We start from the raw sequence: 19,460 nt of genomic DNA on the forward strand, positions 1-19,460 counted from the left end.
GCCCTGAGGCGGGTAGTTGCCGTGGGGCGGGTAGTTGCCGGGCGGGGGAGGGTAGCTGCCCTGAGGCGGGTAGTTGCCGGGCGGTGGGTACTCGCTTCCCGGTGTCTGCGGCGTGTTCGGGTCCGGCTTGTCCGGGTTGGGTCCGCGACCGTATTGCGGTCCGTCGGGCGGGTTTTCACTCACGATTCACCCTTCATGTCTGGCGTGGTACGTCGACGATTCGTCCGCATTTTCGAAGCTGAGCGAACCGTAGACCGCTGAGTTGTGTCAAGGCGTTCGACACGTGGACGGTCGTGCGGGCCCGAATACCGTCGGGCATCGTCGATGGTTCGAATTCTTGCCGAGCGCACCGGGCCGGGGCCCACTAGGGTTGTTGTTTCTACCCATACCGGGACTATCACGAGGGGCTCGCCGTGGGCATCAAGGTTGCACTCGAACATCGCACCAGTTACCGATTCGACCGCACGGTCAAGATCTTTCCGCACGAGATCAGGCTGCGACCGGCACCGCATTCGCGCACTCCCATCGAGGCGTATTCGCTGAAGATCGAGCCGGCCGAGCATTTCGTCAACTGGCAGCAGGACGTCTTCGGCAACTTTCTCGCCCGCGTGGTGTTCCCCGAGCGAACCGACCATCTGTCCATCACGGTCGGACTCGTTGCGGACATGGCGTCGATCAATCCGTTGGATTTTTTCGTCGAGGAATGGGCGGAGCACTTCGGCTTCGCATACGAGGAACACGATCTGCCCGATCTCGAGCCCTATCTTCGCCCGGTGGACGAGGACAAGGCCGGTTCCGGGCCCGGACCGGTCGTGTCCGCGTGGGTGGAAAAGCTGCAGGCCGCCGTCGTCGAGCGGGGAGAATCGTTGCGCACCATCGACTTTCTCGTCATGGCCAATCAGGCCGTGATGGCGGACGTCGGCTACTCCGTGCGGATGGAGCCCGGAGTGCAGACCCCGGACCTGACGTTGACGTCCGCCGTGGGATCGTGCCGCGACTCCGCGTGGTTGCTGGTGTCGGTCCTTCGTCAGATGGGCCTGGCCGCGCGTTTCGTCTCGGGTTACCTCGTCCAATTGTCCTCGGACGTGAAATCGCTGGACGGTCCGTCCGGGCCGGTCGAGGACTTCACCGACCTGCACGCCTGGACCGAGGTGTACCTCCCCGGTGCCGGTTGGGTCGGAATGGACCCCACCTCGGGCCTGTTCGCCGGCGAGGGTCACATTCCACTGTCGGCCACGCCGCATCCGTCGACCGCGGCCGCGATTTCCGGCGCGACGAGCAAATGCACAGCCGAACTGGACTTCTCGAACACGGTGGTGCGTGTTCACGAGGATCCGCGCACAACGTTGCCCTACACGGCCGAGCAGTGGGACGCGATCGAGGCCACGGCCGAGAAGATCGACCGGCGCATGCTCGATCAGGACATTCGATTGACCGTCGGTGGTGAGCCGACGTTCGTCGCCATCGAGAACCAGGAAGCGCCCGAGTGGAACACCACCGCAGACGGTCCGCACAAGCGCAAGCTGGCCAGCGTTCTCGCAGAACGACTTCGAACCATCTACGCGCCCGACGGCATGGTCCAGCGCAGCCAGGGCAAATGGTATCCCGGTGAGCCTCTCCCACGATGGCAGGTGGGTTTGTTCTGGCGCACCGACGGCCAAGCACTGTGGCACGACTCGGACCTCATAGCCGATCCGTGGTCGGCGCACGATCTGCGTCCTGATCCAGTCGACAATTCCGTATCGCAGAAGCTGATCGACCGACTGGTCGACGGATTGGGTCTGCCCGCCTCGCAAGCGCGTCCGGCCTACGAGGATCCGCTCGTCAAGCTGTTGGATCTGGTGCGTCAGCCCTACGGGGATCCTCCGGCCGACGCCGACGATCTCGAACCGGGGACAGATTCCGCAGCTGCGAGAAGGCTTCTCCTCGAACGGCTCGACGCCAGTACCGACGAACCGGCGGCATTCGTGCTGCCGATCTCGCGGACCGAGGACGGCACTGGCTGGCAGAGCGCAGACTGGAAGCTGCGACGTGGGCGAATCGTGTTGTTGGAGGGGGATTCTCCCGCCGGGCTCCGTCTGCCGCTACGAGCGATCTCGTGGGACGGGGGGCCGGTCGAGAACCCGGCCGATCCCACCGCACCGAAACCCGATCTGCCGACCCCGCAGCTGACGCAGCAACCACCCCGGGCCGTCGACCCGGCCGAGTCGCGCTACGCGCAGGCGGTGCGGGAGACGTCCGGAGTGGGTGGAACTGCGGTGACCGCACTGGTCGCCGAGGTACGCGACGGCGTACTGCACGTGTTCATGCCGCCGATGGATCGATTGGACGACTTCGTCGATCTGGTCTCTCGGGTGGAGCGCGCCGCATCCGCGATCGAGACACCGGTCGTCCTCGAGGGTTACGGCCCGCCTTCGGATCCCCGTATCCAAACCCTCACGGTCACTCCGGATCCCGGGGTCATCGAGGTGAACGTTCAGCCGACGTCGTCGTGGGCGGAGCAGAACGAGCTGATGGAGCGCTTGTATCTCGAGGCGCGTAAATCACGGTTGAGTACCGAGGGTTTCGACAACGACGGCACCACTCGCGGCACCGGCGGTGGCAACCACATCACTCTGGGTGGCGTCACACCGTCCGATTCGCCGGTGCTGCGCCGACCGGACCTGCTGGTGTCTCTGTTGACACACTGGCAACGTCACCCGTCGCTGTCGTACCTGTTCTCGGGTCGATTCATCGGTACCACCTCGCAGGCCCCCCGAGCCGACGAAGGTCGTGAGGAGTCGCTCTACGAGCTCGAGGTTGCGTTCAGCGAGATCAAGCGTCTGACCGGTGCTGACCGTTCGGCATCGCCGTGGGTCGTCGATCGGGCGCTGCGGCACCTGCTCACCGACATCACCGGGAACACGCACCGTGCCGAGTTCTGCATCGACAAGCTGTACAGCCCCGACTCCACCCGCGGCAGGCTCGGTCTGCTCGAACTTCGCGGATTCGAGATGCCGCCGCATCATCAGATGGCGATGGTGCAGTCCTTACTCGTGCGCTCGATGGTCTCGCGATTCTGGGATACCCCGCTCGAAGCACCACTGATTCGGCACGGTGCCAACCTGCACGGTCGATACATGTTGCCGCACTTCGTGATCGGTGATATCGGCCGGGTCGCCGAGGACCTCCGCGAGCACGGCATCGAATTCGATACCAGCTGGCTGGACCCGTTCACCGAGTTTCGTTTCCCGCGCATCGGTACCACCGTCGTCGGCGATGCCGAGATCGAACTGCGCGGTGCAATCGAGCCGTGGAACACGCTCGGGGAGGAGTCGACGTCGTCGGGCACGGCGCGCTACGTGGACTCCTCGGTCGAGCGCATCCAGGTTCGCGTTGCCGGTGCCGATGTGGGCCGCTACCTGTTGACCTGCAACGGGGTGCCGGTACCGATGTTGCGCACCGAGCGACAGGACGTCCAGGTCGCCGGAGTTCGCTATCGCGCCTGGCAACCGCCGAGCGCGCTGCACCCCACGATCGAGGTGCAGAGTCCCTTGCGATTCGATCTGGTGGAGATGCAAACCGGACGCGCAGTCGGCGGGTGCTCGTATCACGTGGTGCACCCCGGCGGACGGTCGTACGACGGTCCACCGGTCAACTCGGTGGAGGCGGAAGCGCGACGCAACGGTCGTTTCGAGGAGGGCGGGTTCACGTCCGGCAAGGTGGACATAGCAAGATTGCTCGAGATGCACGCTCGCCAAGCGATCGACGTGACTGCGCCCGGCATGCTGGACCTGCGCCGGACCGGGGTTCACACGTCCTGAGGCGGGCAAGAAAAGAACGAGTCGACCGGTAGCGATTTCGGTCCGACGCGGAACGGGTGGATTCGGCAACGACCACGCCTAATCCGGCGACGGAGTGTGATCGACCGACGGAAGGAACAACGGCTCGATGGTGCCCGTGGATACCGCTCACAGTGAGGCGGGCCGCAGCGAGACGGCGGCCGGTGCGCCCGACCCCGTGTCACCCGACCTCGTGTCACCGTGGCTCGAATATCACGGTCGACGTGAGGCCGTGACGGGTCGCAGAGATCTGTTCGACGAGATGCTCGCTGCCGACGACAAGGTGCGTCCGCACTGGGCGGAGTTGGTCGACGGTATGCGCGACGCCGGCCCGGGTGCCATGCAGACGTTGCAGTCCCGGGTCAGCCGGCTGGTCGACGATCACGGAATCACGTACAACCCGATTCCGACGGGCGGCAACGAGCCCGGGCCCAGTTCCGTGCGGTGGGGATTGGACAGCGTCCCGTACGTCGTTGCAGCGGACGAATGGGATCGGCTCGAAGCGGGGCTGGTTCAACGTTCGCAACTGCTCGACGCCATCCTGACCGACATCTACGGTGCGCAGGAGACAGTCCGGCGCGGTCTGATTCCGCCCGAGCTGATCTTCGGCAACCCCGGCTATCTTCGACCGGCGCACGCCATCACCGTCCCGGGTCCGCATCAGTTGTTCATGCACGCAGCCGACATCGCGCGCGGGTCCGACGGCCGGTTCTCGGTCGTTGCGGATCGCACTCAGGCACCGTCCGGGGTGGGGTATGCGCTGGCCGATCGGCGAGTGATGTCGCGGGCGATGCCGGAGCTGTTCCAGGCGAGCAATCCGAGGCCGCTGTCGACGTTCGCTCGGGCGATGCGCTTGGCGCTGCGTGACGCTGCACCCGCGTCCGCCGAGGATCCTGTCGTGGTGGTGTTGACGCCGGGGTCGCATTCCGAGACGGCGTTCGATCAGGCTTATCTGGCAACGGTTCTGGGCTTCCCGCTCGTCGAGAACGCCGATCTGGTGGTGCGGGACGGCTGTTTGTGGATGCGTTCGCTCGGCACACTGCGACGGGTGGACGTAGTGTTACGACGCGTCGACGCCGAGTTCGTCGACCCGCTCGATCTGCGTCCGGATTCGCATCTGGGTGTGGTCGGTCTGGTCGAGGTCCTGCGGCGCGGCGCGGTGAGCGTGGTCAACACTCTCGGTAGCGGAGTCCTCGAGAATCCCGCACTGACACCGTTGCTGCCGGCTCTGAGCCGGGCTCTGCTGGATGAGGATCTGACTCTCGATTCGGTCCCCACCTATTGGGGTGGTGATCCGATCGCACTCTCGCACATGCGAACTCGCTTCCGATCGCTGGTATTGAGATCCACCGTGTCCCGACGCGCGGTCGTGGGTCACGATCTCACCGAGCAGGCGGCCCGGGCGCTGTGGGACGAGGTCGAGGCAGCTCCGTGGAAATGGACCGGTCAGGAAGTGCCGGAGTTCTCGCTGGCTCCGGTGGGTTCGTCGTGGGGCAGCGGGTCGGGGGAGCAGTTGGCGGTTGCTCCGGCCCAGGTCGGTATGCGCTTGTTCACCGTCGCGCAGCGGGTCGGCTACACCCCGATGCGAGGCGGTCTGGGTCAGGTCATGATCACGGCGCCGGTCACCGAACCACTGATCACCGTCGCCTCCAAGGACGTGTGGGTCAAGTCGGTGGAGAGGGTAACTCCGGCCGATTCTGCTCCGCACACCCCGCCTGCCACGGTGGAGGAGTTGCCGCAGTACGCCGCGTCCAACGTCGAGGTGGTCAGTTCCCCGCGTGTGCTGGGCGATCTCTTCTGGTTCGGTCGGTACAGCGAACGCGCGGAGGACATGACACGTCTGCTCATCGCCGCCCGGGAGCGGGATCAGGACTATCGCTCGATGCCGTGGCTCGACGGCAGCGACAGCCTGCCGCTTCTGCTGGAAGCGGTCACGAAGGTATCGCGCACGGGACCGGGATTCCTGAACGAGACGATCCGCGCCGATGCGATGGCCGAAATGCGTTCGCTGATGCTCTCGGTGGAGCGCCTCGGTTCACTGGCGCAGTCGGTCGATCGGATGCAACAGGCAGCTCGTGCGGTGCGCGATCAACTCTCGAACGACACCTGGGCAGTGCTCGCTCGCATCGACACCGCGCTCGATGAGTTGGGCGAGTCGGCCGTCAACAACGGTGCCCAGCTGGCTGCATCGCAATCGAGCGTGCTGCGCGGTCTGCTCGCGCTGTCCGGACTGGCGTCGGAGTCGATGGTTCGCGACGCCGGTTGGTACCTGATGGACGCGGGCAAGCGAATAGAGCGGGGATTGCAACTGACAGCGTTGCTGTCAGCGACTCTGAGTCACGCCCTGACGCCGTCCACCGAACAGGCGGTCATCGATTCGGTGCTGTCTGCGGCAGAGTCCTCGGTGATCTATCGCCGACGCAACAGTGGTCGTGCACGGCCGGCTGCAGTTGCGCAGCTGCTGCTGTTCGACGCCGGCAACCCTCGCGCACTCGTGTACCAACTCGACCGATTACGTGACGATCTCGGGGCACTACCGGATGCGTCCGGTAGCTCGCGGCCCGAACAACTCGTCGAGCAGATGCGGGTTCGGTTGCGTCGCGTCGACCCGGGTGACTTGGAGTCGGTCGACGCCACCGGGCGGCGGGTGGAACTGATCGAGCTCGTGGACGGTATTCACGATTCGCTCGAAGAACTGTCCCGAGTTGTTCTCGCGACGCACATGTCGCTGCCGGGCGGTACCCAGCCGCTGTGGGGCAGCGTCGGTGCGCGGATCGGAAGCGGGGCACGATGACGAGTCGTCGGTACCGAATCAAGCACATCACCACGTACACCTACTCCGATCGCGTCACGTCGTCCTACGGGCGAGGATTTCTCGCGCCGCGGGACATGGACGGGCAGCACTGCGTCGAGAAGTCGGTCACGGTGGAGCCGCCACCCACCGATCAGTCGTTCGGCGTCGATGTCTACGGCAACGAAGACGTGTACTTCCACGTGACCAACGATCACGAGAAGCTGGTCGTCACGGCGGATTCGCTCGTCGAGGTGTACCCGCGGCCGGTGGACGAGACCACGTCGTGGCCTGCGACTGCCCCGTGGGAATCGGCCCGGATGGCCATGTTCGACCCCACCAGGACCGATGCAGCGGACTCGGCACGTTCATCGGCGGTGGAGTTCGCCCTCGATCTGCCGACGCCGGAGATCACGGACGAGGTGCGAGCGTACGCCGCGCCCAGTTTCACGCCGGGGCGTCCACTCGCGGACGTCATCGTCGATCTGACGCACCGCATCTTCACCGACTTTCGGTATCTGTCCGGGTCCACGACGGTATCGACCACCGTGGTCGACGTCCTCGCCGCACGTTCCGGGGTCTGTCAGGACTTCGCTCGGTTGGCCATCGCCTGTCTGCGGTCGCAGGGGTTGGCGGCACGGTACGTGTCGGGCTATCTCGCCACGGAACCGCCACCGGGCAAGGAACGCATGATCGGTGTCGATGCGACCCACGCGTGGGCCGCGGTGTGGATGCCCGACGACCGCTGGCTGGCCTTCGATCCGACCAATGATCAGCTGGTCGACGAGCGGTACGCGACGGTCGCCTGGGGCCGCGACTATGCCGACGTTCCGCCGTTGCGCGGGGTCATCTACACCGAGGCCGAGAAGAGCACGATCGCGGTGTCGGTCGACGTTGCACCGATGTAATTCGCGCTGCATACTTTGGTGGCTTCGGGGTAACCGGCCAGCTGGTCGGGTCTACGAAAAGGATCTCGAAAGCCGCAAAACGGACAATCGTGTCTCTTTCGTAGCCGGCGACACGGCACAGTACGATGTAGCGAACAGGTAGCTTGGACAACGATGACCGCAACACTTGCAGACCCTGTATCCGAGGTAGTGGCAGCAGCCCAGCGACTACTGACAAAGCGCACCGGGGCACCGGTGACGCTGATCGATCCCGTCGACCTCGGGGGTAGTGGCCAAGCCATCGTGTTGCGAGTGAAGGTGTCCGAGAATCCTTTTCAGCTTCCGCGAACCCTTGTCGTCAAGCAGGTGCGCGATCTTCCCGGAGAATCGGAGCTGCATTCCGAGCTCACCGATGCCGCCGGGTCGAGTGCATTTCTGCGCGAGGCCGCGTCGTACCAGTTCGCGAACGCCCTGGCCACCGACAGCAGGCCGGGGCCGGAGCTGCACGCCTACGATCTCGATGCTCGGCTGTTGATTCTGAGCGACCTCGGTGACGCCAGTGCGATCCCCACGCTGCTGCGCAGTTCCGATGCATCGATGGTCACCAACTCCTTGATGGCCATGGCTCAGGCGCTCGGGCGCATGCATGCGGCAACCGTCGGCCGCGAGGACGATTTCGCAGCATTGCTTCGGCGGGTCGGCCAGCCCGACTCGGCAGACGGGATTTCCGCGCAGATACCCGATGCCCTCGCCGCGGTACCCGGCATGTTGACCGGATTGCTCGGAGTAGGGGCACCACCGGACGTCCTTCTCGAACGGGTCTCGCGCAGCGGACGGCTGTTCGCACACGGAGCGTTCCGTGCCTTCAGCCCGTCGGATCTTTGTCCCGACAACATCATCGTCAACGACGAAGGCGTTCGATTCCTCGACTACGAGTGGGGCGGTTTTCGAGACGCCACTCTCGACATCACGTACGCGTTGGCGTCGTTCCCGGGGTGTCTGTGCAGTTTCGAGCTCTCGCACGATCGCGAGCAGGCCATGATCGACGCGTGGCGTTCGGAGGTCGTCGGCATCTGGCCTGCACTGGCGGACGACCACGTGCTGGCTACCAAGCTGCTCGACGCGAGGTTGATCTGGGTGTGGCTGACCACGTACTGGTTCCTACCCGACGATCACACTCGAATTGCCGCGGCGCGCGCACATCAGCTGTCGGTACCGCGGTCGCAGGCGCTGATTTCGCGTTGGTCGGTGCTCCAGGACAGCGCAGTGCGTTCGGGAGAGCCCGATATCGCCGACTACGCCGAGTCGGTCGTGTCCGCTCTGCGCGCGAAGCGGGACCGCTGAGCGCGAACGCGTTCGCCTTTCGTACCGTCGAATCGGTAGCGTTCGACCGGTGAGCGGCGGTTTCGGAAGTGACATCTCGGACGACGAGTCGGACGGCGACGGATTGTTCGATCCGCCCGCGGCACCGGATCCGATGATCGACGAGCCGCGTCCGACTTCCACGTACACGCGCCCCGACGCACCGCTCGCTGTGCGCATGCGACCGACGACGCTCGACGAGGTCGTCGGACAGTCTCATCTGCTGGCACCCGGCGCACCGTTGCGTCGTCTCGTCGAGGGATCCGGAGCGTCCTCGGTGATGCTGTACGGCCCGCCCGGAACAGGAAAAACCACGCTGGCGTCGTTGATCTCGGGGGCGACCGGTCGCAAGTTCGAGGCGTTGTCCGCCCTCTCGGCCGGGGTCAAGGAAGTGCGCAACGTCATCGAACTCGCGCGCCGCCGGCTGTTGTCCGGTGAGCAGACCGTGTTGTTCATCGACGAGGTTCACCGTTTCTCCAAGACGCAGCAGGACGCACTGCTCGCCGCCGTCGAGAACCGAATCGTGTTGCTCGTGGCCGCCACGACGGAGAATCCGTCCTTCTCGGTGGTGTCACCACTGCTGTCGAGATCGCTGGTGCTGCAATTGCAGCCGCTCGGCTCCGAGGACATCGAACTGTTGCTGACCCGTGCGGCAAACGATCCCCGAGGCCTGGACGGTGCGGTGACCATCGCCGAGGACGCAATGGATCACCTGGTGCGGCTCGCGGCCGGTGACGCCCGCCGAGCGTTGACGGCCCTCGAGGCGGCAGCGGGTGCCGCAACCGACGGAACGCTGGACCTCGCGACGGTCGAGGCCAGTGTCGACAAGGCCGCGGTGCGCTACGACCGTGACGGCGACCAGCACTACGACGTCATCAGCGCGTTCATCAAGTCCATCAGGGGATCCGACGTCGATGCCGCACTTCATTACCTCGCACGCATGATCACCGCGGGGGAGGACGCCCGCTTCATCGCGCGGCGGCTCGTCGTCCATGCGAGCGAGGACATCGGGATGGCCGATCCCACCGCACTGCAGACGGCCACCGCCGCGGCGAGTGCCGTGCAGATGATCGGGATGCCGGAGGCGCGACTGGCGCTGGCGCAGGCAACCATTCACCTGGCGACAGCGCCCAAGTCCGGTGCCGTGATCGGCGCCCTCGGAGCGGCCATGGCGGACGTCGCCGCAGGCAAGTCCGGATCGGTGCCTCCGCATCTGCGCGACGGCCACTACAAGGGTGCCCAGGGGTTGGGCAACGCGGTCGGATACAAATACCCGCACAGCAGTCCGGGTGGCGTGCTGGGGCAACAGTATCCGCCCGACGAACTGGTGGGCGTGAACTACTACGAGCCCACCGAACACGGTGCCGAGCGCGAAATCGCGACCAGGGTGGGGAAACTGCGGCGCATCATCCGAGGCCGATAGGCCCTCGAATCGGCACAGGGTCTGACGACGCTAACCTGTATCAGTGCAGACCCATGAGATCCGCAGGCGTTTCCTCGACCATTTCGTGAAGGCGGGACACACCGAAGTACCCAGTGCGTCGTTGATCCTCGACGATCCCAACCTGCTGTTCGTCAACGCGGGCATGGTTCCCTTCGTGCCGTTCTTCCTCGGGCAGCAGACGCCGCCGTACAAGACGGCGACGAGCGTCCAGAAGTGCGTGCGCACCCTCGACATCGAGAACGTCGGTATCACCACTCGGCACAACACGTTCTTCCAGATGGCCGGAAACTTCTCGTTCGGCGATTACTTCAAGCGCGACGCGATCAAGCATGCCTGGACCCTGCTGACCGACAGCGTCGAAGACGGCGGCTACGGGTTCGATCCCGAGCGGATCTGGGCCACGGCCTACCTCGACGACGACGAGGCGATCGAGCTGTGGAAGGAGATCGCCGGTCTGCCCGACGAACGCATCCAACGTCGTGGAATGGCCGACAACTACTGGTCCATGGGAATCCCCGGACCCTGTGGACCCTGCTCGGAGATCTACTACGACCGAGGCCCCGAGTTCGGTGCCGAAGGCGGCCCCGAAGCCGACGAGGACCGGTACATCGAAATCTGGAACCTCGTCTTCATGCAGAACGAACGCGGCCAAGGCATCAGCAAGGACGATTTCGAGATCCTCGGCCCACTGCCGAAGAAGAACATCGACACCGGCATGGGCGTCGAGCGCGTGGCATTCCTGCTCCAAGGCGTCGACAACGTGTACGAGACCGATCTCGTGCGGCCGGTCATCGCCAAGGCAGAGGAGCTGTCGGGTCGGACCTACGGCAGTAACCACGACGACGACGTCCGTTTCCGCGTCATCGCCGACCACGCGCGCACCGCTGCATTGCTGATCTCCGATGGAGTCAATCCCGGCAACGACGGCCGCGGCTACGTGCTTCGGCGCCTGCTGCGTCGCATCGTCCGATCCGCGCGTCTCCTCGGCGCACCCGACGAGACGATGGCGCAGTTCATCACCGTCGTCCGCGACACCATGGCCGAGTCGTACCCCAACCTGGTCACGGACTTCGATCGCATCCTCACCGTCGCAGTGGGGGAGGAGACCGCCTTCCTCAAGACCCTGACGTCGGGCTCGCGGCTGTTCGAGGGTGCCGCGGAGGCCGTCAAGGCGTCGGGCGCGAAAAAGATCGGCGGAGCCGAAGCCTTCGCGCTGCACGACACCTACGGGTTCCCGATCGACCTGACGCTCGAAATGGCCGCCGAGGCCGGACTGTCCGTGGACGAAGACGGATTCCGCTCGTTGATGGCCGAGCAACGCACTCGCGCCAAAGAGGACGCCCGCGCGCGCAAGCATGCACACGCCGACCTCACCGTCTACAAGGATTTCGTCGACGGTTCGCCGACCGAGTTCACCGGGTTCGACGAACTCGGTTCCGAGGCAACGGTTCTCGCGTTGATCTCCAACGGCGTTCGGGTTCCGACCGCGGTCGCCGGCGAGAGCGTGGAGATCATCCTCGACCGCAGCCCGCTGTACGCGGAATCCGGTGGTCAGATCGCCGACATCGGCACCATCACCGCACCCGGCCTGACCGTCAAGGTCAACGATGTGCAGAAGATCGCCAAGAAGGTGTGGACCCACAAGTCCGTGGTCGATGCCGGCCAGATCACCGAGGGCGACACCGTGCATGTCGACGTCGACCACGCCTGGCGCAAGGGCGCCACCCAAGGACACTCGGGCACGCACATGGTGCACGCCGCACTGCGCCAGGTGCTCGGACCCAATGCGACGCAGGCAGGCTCGCTGAACAAGCCGGGGTACCTGCGCTTCGACTTCTCCTGGCAGGGCGCGTTGTCCGAGGCGCAGCGCGACGACATCGAGAATGTCGCCAACGATGCGGTCGGCTCGGACTACGAGGTCAACACCCTCGTCACCGACCTCGACAGCGCCAAGAAGATGGGGGCCATGGCGCTGTTCGGCGAGAACTACGGCGACGAGGTCCGCGTGGTCGAGATCGGCGGGCCGTTCTCGATGGAACTGTGCGGTGGCACTCACGTCCAACACTCGTCGCAGATCGGTCCGGTCACCATCCTCGGCGAATCCTCGGTCGGCTCGGGAGTACGCCGCGTCGAAGCCTTCGTCGGCCTCGACTCGTACCGCTACCTGGCGAAGGAACGCGCGCTGTTGGCCGGCGTCGCGTCGTCGTTGAAGGTCCCGTCCGAGGAGGTGCCGGCGCGCATCGAGAACCTGGTGGAGCGTCTTCGGGTCGCCGAGAAGGAACTGGAGTCGGTCAAGGCCGCGGCCGTTTTGGCCTCGGCAGGAGAGTACGTCGGTAAGGCCGAACGGTTCGGTGACGTGCGAGCAGTCGTCGCGCAGGCACCCGACGGCGTCGGCGGCAACGACCTGCGGACGCTGGCCTCCGACATCCGCGGCCGACTCGGGACGGATCCAGCCGTCGTCGTGCTGTTCGGCACGGTCGGCGGCAAGGTCCCGTTCGTGGTCTCGGTGAACAAGGCCGCCCAGGAAGCCGGAATTGCGGCAGGCGAGCTGGTCGCGTCGTTCGGTCCGAGCATCGGTGGCCGAGGTGGCGGCAAGCCCGAACTCGCCCAGGGATCGGGCTCGGATGTCGCGGGCATCGCCGCAGGGATCGACGCCGCTCGGGCGCGATTGACCGAACTCACCACCCACTGACGATCGTGCCGAATCAGGGGCGAGGCCCCGATCGACCCGGCGTCGACGATCCGGGCCGCGGCCGACGCATCGGCATCGACGTCGGGAGCGTTCGCATCGGCATCGCGTCGTCCGACCCCGACGGCGTCCTCGCGACGCCCGTCGAAACGGTGCCGCGGTCCAAGGTCAAGGGACCCGATGCGCCGGACGTCGTCCGGGTGGCGGAGATCATTGCCGAGTACGAGGCCGTCGAGGTCGTCATCGGACTGCCTCGGACGTTGCGCGGTGAACGCGGGAGTGCAGTCGACGCGGCGGAGAGATTCGGCCGTTCTCTGCACAGGCGGTTGGGCGGCGTGCCGATTCGCATGGCCGACGAGAGACTGACTACGGTGAGCGCGTCGCGCGCCTTACGGGAGAGTGGTGTGCGCGCGAAGGATCAGCGATCGGTCATCGACCAGGCCGCAGCGGTAGCGATACTGCAGGGTTGGCTCGACGAACGACGGGCCGCGGCGCACCGAGCAACGACGAATTCAGGATCGACGGAGGTCGACGAGTGAGCAACCATGGGTCCGATGATCGGGGTCGACGGCGGGTGGCCCCGGACGAGGCCCACACCGATCCGATCGGGTATCGCGTGGACGAGGGCAGTGAGTTCCACCGGAGTATGAATCGGTCCCGGCCGCCGCAACGCAGTGAACCGCATACGCAGGGCACCCGTCGTGCGGACCGCGAGGCCGGCGGTGGCCCGGCAGTCGACCCGGATGCCGGAGCGATGCCGCAGGCCGTGGGTCGGAGCCGCGCCGCCGGTCGCAGGGAACGCGCTGCGTCCAGCCGGAAGCGTCGTGGCCGAGTCGTCGCCCTGGTTCTCGGGCTGCTGTTGGTCGTCGCCGTGGCAGGAGGGGGGTACTTCGCAGTGAACAAGTTCGGGAATCGAACGACACCGAACGAGGACTTCGCGGCCGGTTCGTCCGGTGACGGAGTCGTGATTCAGGTCCATCCCAACGACACCGCCCAGCAGATCGGTACCGAGGCTGCGGACAAGGGCGTGGTGGCGAGTTCCGGAGCGTTCCTCGAAGCTGCGCTGCAGAACAATGCGATCACGTCGGTCCAGCCGGGCTTCTACCTGCTCACCAGCGGTGTTCCGGCTTCCCGCGCGGTCGAGGAGCTGGTGGATCCTGCCTCGCGGGTGGGAAACATGGTCATCTCGGAGGGGCGTCAACTGCACGACGCGAGAGACGTGAACACCGGTTCGGTCAAGAAGGGGATCTACACCTTGATCTCCGAGGCCAGCTGCGTGGATCGGACCGGCAGCGGCAGTCCGACGTGCATCAGCTACGACGATCTGAACGCAGCAGGAGCGGTCGACGATCCGGCAGCCCTGGGAGTGCCGCAGTGGGCAACCGACCGCGTCGAGGGCGTGCCGGACCGAGACCGGCAGCTCGAAGGTCTGATCGCCGCCGGAACGTGGGACTTCGATCCCAGCGCTGCTCCTGCGGACATCCTGAAGCAATTGGTGTCCGAGAGCGCCACCCGGTACGAGGACACCGGAATCCTCACCGCGGGCAGCAACTCCGGACTGACCCCGTACGACACACTCGTCGCGGCCTCGCTGGTGGAGCGTGAATCCCTGCCGCAGGACTTCAGCAAAGTGGCGCGGGTGATCCTCAACCGTCTCGCGGTGCCGCAGAAGCTCGAATTCGACTCGACGGTGAACTACTCGCTCGACACCACCGAGGTGGCCACCACCGACGCCGATCGCGCCACGGTGACGCCCTGGAACACCTATGCCAGCGAAGGGCTGCCCGCCACTCCGATCTCGTCCCCGAGCATCGGTGCGGTACAGGCCGTCGAGATGCCGGCCGACGGAGACTGGCTGTACTTCGTGACCATCAACCAGGCTGGGGAGACGCTGTTCACCCGCAGTTACGACGAGCACCTGGCCAACATCGGCAAGGTGGAAGCCGGATTCCTCGACAGCGGCCGCTGACATGCGTGCCGCCGTACTCGGCAGCCCGATCGAGCACTCGAAGTCACCGGTGCTCCATCGGGCGGCCTACCGCGCCCTCGGCCTCGACGAGTGGACCTACGACCGTATCGAGTGCACTGCCGAGCAACTTCCCGGACTGGTCGACGGTTTCGGGCCGGATTGGGTCGGCGTGTCGGTGACGATGCCCGGCAAAGTCGCTGCTCTGACGTACGCGTCGGAACGTACCGAACGCGCCGTCCTGGCCGGGTCGGCCAACACTCTGCTGCGGACGGCGTCGGGATGGCGGGCGGACTGCACGGACGTGGACGGCGTCGTCGGCGCACTGCGAGATGCTGGAATCGACGATCTGACCGGTGCCGCCGTGACGGTGGTGGGTGCAGGAGGTACGTCGAGACCCGCGATCGTGGCACTGGCAACACTGGGTGCCGCGTCGGTCACGGTGGTTGCTCGATCGGCCGATCGTGCGACGGCCACTCTCGAGTGCGCGGTGGCCGCCGGGCTCCGCGCCGACTTCGCACAGTTGAGCGATCCCGGGCTCGCCGACGTCGCAGCGGCGTCGGCCGTGCTGGTCAGCACCGTCCCCGCAGCCGGGGTTGCCCCCTTCGCGGCCGCTCTCGGCCGGGCACCCGTCGTACTCGATGCGATCTACGACCCCTGGCCGACCGCACTCGCCGCTGCGGTCGACGACGCCGGCGGAACGGTTATCAGCGGACTGTCGATGCTGCTCAACCAGGCCTACGGGCAGGTAGAGCAATTCACCGGTATGCCGGCACCACGATCGGCCATGCGAGAGGCGCTCGGCGTCGTTCTGTAGCCGCGTCTGTCGTCGCCCGACCGGCAACCTCCATCGGCACCCGTCGATCATCGGCTGTGCACAGGGCATCGGCTGTACACAGGGCGGCGGTTGTCCACAGGTCTTTTCGTGACCTGGACTGTCCGCGCGACTCGGTTCGTCTCGGTGCGACGCTTCGAGCCATGTGGAGTCTGGGTGTTGCTGTCACGGTCGGTGCTGTCGCCGGTGTGGTGCTGCGCGTCGTGTTGCGTCGATGGGAGCCGCGTTTTCTACCGGCGCTGTGTGTCCTCGGATCCGGGTGGGCGTGGTGGAGGTTCGGGGACAGCCCGCATGCCGCGTCGTGGGGGCTGATCACCTGGTGCGTACTGACGTGGTGGTTCGCAGCGCTGATCGCCGTCGACGTGCGGTGTCGCCGGCTGCCGAACGTGTTGACCGTTCCCGGTGCGGTCGTGGTTCCGGCAGTGCTGGTGGCGACGGGTTCGGCTCAGGCTCTGCTGGGCGGCGGGCTGCTGTTCGGCATCTACCTCGTGGTTCATCTCGGTGCGCCGAGGGCGTTCGGCGCGGGTGACGTCAAGCTCGCCTGGTCGGTGGGTTCGATCGCTTGCCTGGGCGGTACAGCCGGGTGGACCGTCGCGGCGTTGGCGGCGCCGGTGGCCACAGCCGTGGTGGGGTCGATCGCGGCGGTCTGCGGATACCCCGGTGCGCGCATCGCGCACGGGCCGTCCATGTGCGCGGCCACCCTGCTGGCAGTTGCGGCGGCCACGACGTGAAAAGATGTTCGAGTGCTGCGCTGGATAACTGCCGGAGAATCCCACGGACCCGCTCTCGTCGCCATCCTCGAAGGAATGGTCGCGGGAGTCGAGGTGACCTCGGACGACATTGCTCGCCAACTCGCTCGCCGCCGCCTCGGTTACGGCCGCGGTGCTCGCATGAAGTTCGAAGCGGACAAGGTGACCCTCACGGGCGGCGTTCGTCACGGCCGGACCATGGGCGGGCCGGTGGCGATCGAGGTCGGTAATACCGAATGGCCGAAGTGGGAACAGGTGATGTCGGCCGACCCCGTCGACGAGGCCGTCCTCGCCGATCTGGCTCGCAACTCTCCACTGACTCGACCACGACCCGGGCATGCCGACTTCTCCGGGATGCTCAAGTACGGTTTCGACGACGCACGTCCGGTGCTCGAGCGTGCCAGTGCGCGTGAGACCGCGGCGCGGGTGGCGATCGGAACGGTCGCGCGGCTGTTCCTGAAGCAGGCGTTCGGCATCGACGTCGTCTCGCACGTGATCTCCATCGGTGCCTCGGATCCCTACGTCGGCCCGCCGCCCGCGGGCGCGGACATCGATGCCATCGACGAGTCTCCGGTGCGGGCCTTCGACAAGGCCGCCGAGGAGTCCATGATCGCCGAGATCGAAGCCGCCAAGAAAGACGGCGACACCCTCGGCGGCATCGTCGAGGTCGTCGTGCACGGACTGCCGGTCGGCCTCGGCTCGTTCGTCTCGGGTGAACGCAAGCTCGACGCCAGACTGGCGGCTGCGCTGATGGGCATCCAGGCGATCAAGGGTGTCGAGGTGGGCGACGGTTTCGAGACCGCGCGCCGACGCGGCAGTGTCGCACACGACGAGATCAAGCCGGGGCCAGACGGAGTTCTCCGCTCGACGAACCGTGCGGGCGGGATCGAAGGCGGAATGACCAACGGTGAGGCTCTGCGGGTGCGTGCCGCGATGAAGCCCATCTCCACGGTTCCCCGCGCCCTGTCGACGGTGGACATGTCGACCGGCGACGAAGCGGTCGCCATCCACCAGCGCTCGGACGTATGCGCTGTTCCGGCCGCCGGGGTCGTGGCAGAGACGATGGTTGCCCTCGTGCTCGCGCAGGCAGCGTTGGAGAAGTTCGGTGGGGATTCGCTGGCGGAGACGACGAGCAACGTCGACCACTACGTGAAGGGCACCGCCGCCCGACCTCCGCGATGAGCCCGTACGCGGTCCTCGTCGGACCGCCGGGTGCAGGAAAGTCGACCATCGGACGGCGACTGGCCCAGGCGTTGAATCTGGATCTGTTCGATACCGACGTGGCCATCGAACGAAAAACCGGGCGAACCATTGCGGATATCTTCTCGCACGACGGTGAGCCTGCATTTCGCGAGATCGAAGAGCGGATCGTCGCCGATGCCCTGGCCTCGCACGACGGCATTCTTTCCCTCGGCGGCGGAGCCGTGTTGTCGGCTGCAACCCGGAAGCTGCTTGCTGCGCACACTGTGGTCTATCTGGAAATCAGTGTGTCGGAGGGGCTTCGGCGAACGGGAGCCAACACGTCTCGGCCACTGCTCGCGGGCCCGGACCCGCGCGCCAAGTACCAGGAATTGATGCGTCACCGCCGCCCCCTCTATCGCTCGGTTGCCACCGTGCGAGTGCGGACGGACAGTCGTAGTCCGGCCCGAGTCGTGAATCAGTTGGTGGCCAAGCTCACTGCTCTCGCACCGGTGCCCGTTCGCGAAGTGAACGACGAAACCCCCAGTAGATGAAGGTGATTCGATGACAGAGCCCGTACGCGTCCAGGTCGAGAGTGCCAACCCGTACCCGGTGATCATCGGCCGAGGCCTGTTGACGGACCTCGTCGACGAGCTCGCCGGAACCGCGACGGTCGCGATCTTCCATCAGCCACCCCTGGCCGAGACGGCCGAAGCAGTGCGAGCAGCATTGGCGGACAAGGGGATCGATGCACACCGCATCGAAATTCCGGACGCCGAGGACGGCAAGGACCTCGCGGTCGCCGGATTCTGCTGGGAGGTGCTGGGACGCATCGGCCTGACCAGAAGTGACGCCATCGTCTCGCTCGGCGGCGGCGCGGCCACCGATCTCGCCGGTTTCGTTGCGGCGACGTGGATGCGCGGCGTTCGAATCGTCCACGTTCCGACGACTCTGCTGGCCATGGTCGATGCCGCCGTCGGTGGAAAGACCGGAATCAACACCGATGCCGGCAAGAACCTGGTCGGCTCGTTCCACGAACCGGCCGCGGTGCTGGTCGACCTCGCGACACTCGAGACAGTGCCGAAGAACGAGATCGTGTCGGGCCTGGCCGAGGTGATCAAGACCGGCTTCATCGCCGACCCGGTGATTCTGGACATCATCGAATCAGACCCCGCTGCGGCGCTCGATCCGACCGGCGACGTACTGCCGGAGCTCATCAGACGGTCCGTGGAAGTCAAGGCCAGGGTTGTGGCCGCCGATCTGCGGGAATCGAATCTACGGGAGATCCTGAACTACGGGCACACCCTCGCCCACGCCATCGAGCGACGCGAGCAGTATCGCTGGCGGCACGGAGCTGCGGTGTCGGTCGGGCTCGTGTTCGCCGCCGAGCTCGGTCGTCTGGCGGGCCGGCTCGACGACGCGACCGCGGACCGCCATCGGGCGATTCTCGAATCGGTCGGGCTGCCGGTGACCTACGACGAGCACGCGTTCGCGGATCTGCTCAAGGGAATGCAGACGGACAAGAAGAACCGCGCAGGTCTGCTTCGATTCGTCGTCCTCGACGGATTGGCCAAGCCCGGTCGACTCGAGGGCCCGGACCCGGCTCTGCTCGTCGCGGCTTTCTCGGCTGTGGGGCGCGAGGCTCCGGCGGCCGGTGGTTCCGCCATCATGTTGTAGATCCAGGTGTTGTACGCCTGCGACACACTTTGAACACACAACGGGCGGTGGTCGATGCAT

Annotated in this window: 13 protein-coding genes and 1 pseudogene; 13 read left to right on the plus strand and 1 reads right to left on the minus strand. The window is 66.0% G+C overall.

Annotated features, from left to right (window positions below):
• A pseudogene (locus CH278_RS13220) lies at positions 1-183 on the minus strand (hypothetical protein); the annotation flags it as partial.
• Between the two features lie 230 nt (positions 184-413).
• Here CH278_RS13220 and CH278_RS13225 point away from each other — a divergent pair.
• The 13 genes from CH278_RS13225 (at position 414) to aroB (ending at position 19,400) form a co-directional block, all read left to right on the plus strand.
• Positions 414-3,803, plus strand: a complete 3,390-nt coding sequence (locus CH278_RS13225; protein WP_032387320.1) for a transglutaminase family protein — start codon at positions 414-416, stop codon at positions 3,801-3,803.
• Between the two features lie 127 nt (positions 3,804-3,930).
• Positions 3,931-6,615 (plus strand): circularly permuted type 2 ATP-grasp protein, encoded by a 2,685-nt coding sequence (locus CH278_RS13230; RefSeq protein WP_094622118.1) that lies wholly within the window; start codon positions 3,931-3,933, stop codon positions 6,613-6,615.
• Positions 6,612-7,520 (plus strand): transglutaminase family protein, encoded by a 909-nt coding sequence (locus CH278_RS13235; protein WP_027496965.1) that lies wholly within the window; start codon positions 6,612-6,614, stop codon positions 7,518-7,520. Before CH278_RS13230 ends, CH278_RS13235 begins: the two co-directional genes overlap by 4 nt.
• 153 nt (positions 7,521-7,673) lie before the next feature.
• Positions 7,674-8,843, plus strand: a complete 1,170-nt coding sequence (locus CH278_RS13240; protein WP_094622119.1) for a kinase — start codon at positions 7,674-7,676, stop codon at positions 8,841-8,843.
• A 133-nt stretch (positions 8,844-8,976) separates the two neighbouring features.
• Positions 8,977-10,284: a replication-associated recombination protein A gene (locus tag CH278_RS13245; protein ID WP_239536259.1), complete on the plus strand. Its 1,308-nt coding sequence runs from the start codon at positions 8,977-8,979 to the stop codon at positions 10,282-10,284.
• A gap of 43 nt (positions 10,285-10,327) precedes the next feature.
• Positions 10,328-12,997, plus strand: a complete 2,670-nt coding sequence (gene alaS / locus CH278_RS13250; RefSeq protein WP_094622120.1) for an alanine--tRNA ligase — start codon at positions 10,328-10,330, stop codon at positions 12,995-12,997.
• A 5-nt stretch (positions 12,998-13,002) separates the two neighbouring features.
• The gene (gene ruvX, locus CH278_RS13255) at positions 13,003-13,533 is read left to right on the plus strand and encodes a Holliday junction resolvase RuvX (protein ID WP_094622121.1); all 531 of its coding nucleotides are present in this window, start codon (positions 13,003-13,005) and stop codon (positions 13,531-13,533) included.
• Entirely contained in the window at positions 13,530-14,963 is a 1,434-nt protein-coding gene (locus CH278_RS13260; RefSeq protein WP_080730204.1) for an endolytic transglycosylase MltG, read from the plus strand. The genes ruvX and CH278_RS13260 overlap by 4 nt, the downstream gene beginning before the upstream one ends.
• A gap of 1 nt (position 14,964) precedes the next feature.
• Complete coding sequence (locus CH278_RS13265; RefSeq protein WP_094622122.1) at positions 14,965-15,777, plus strand: shikimate dehydrogenase; 813 nt, start codon at positions 14,965-14,967, stop codon at positions 15,775-15,777.
• Between the two features lie 161 nt (positions 15,778-15,938).
• Positions 15,939-16,526: a prepilin peptidase gene (locus tag CH278_RS13270; protein ID WP_081371325.1), complete on the plus strand. Its 588-nt coding sequence runs from the start codon at positions 15,939-15,941 to the stop codon at positions 16,524-16,526.
• Between the two features lie 12 nt (positions 16,527-16,538).
• Positions 16,539-17,726, plus strand: coding sequence for a chorismate synthase (gene aroC / locus CH278_RS13275; protein WP_027496973.1), 1,188 nt, complete (start codon positions 16,539-16,541; stop codon positions 17,724-17,726).
• Positions 17,723-18,277, plus strand: a complete 555-nt coding sequence (locus CH278_RS13280; protein WP_027496974.1) for a shikimate kinase — start codon at positions 17,723-17,725, stop codon at positions 18,275-18,277. Before aroC ends, CH278_RS13280 begins: the two co-directional genes overlap by 4 nt.
• Positions 18,278-18,287: 10 nt before the next feature.
• Positions 18,288-19,400, plus strand: coding sequence for a 3-dehydroquinate synthase (gene aroB, locus CH278_RS13285; protein WP_032365738.1), 1,113 nt, complete (start codon positions 18,288-18,290; stop codon positions 19,398-19,400).
• Positions 19,401-19,460 lie beyond the last annotated feature (60 nt).

Origin of the sequence: Rhodococcus sp. 05-2254-5, assembly GCF_002258575.1 — a bacterium.
In the GTDB taxonomy this organism is placed as follows: domain Bacteria; phylum Actinomycetota; class Actinomycetes; order Mycobacteriales; family Mycobacteriaceae; genus Rhodococcoides; species Rhodococcoides fascians.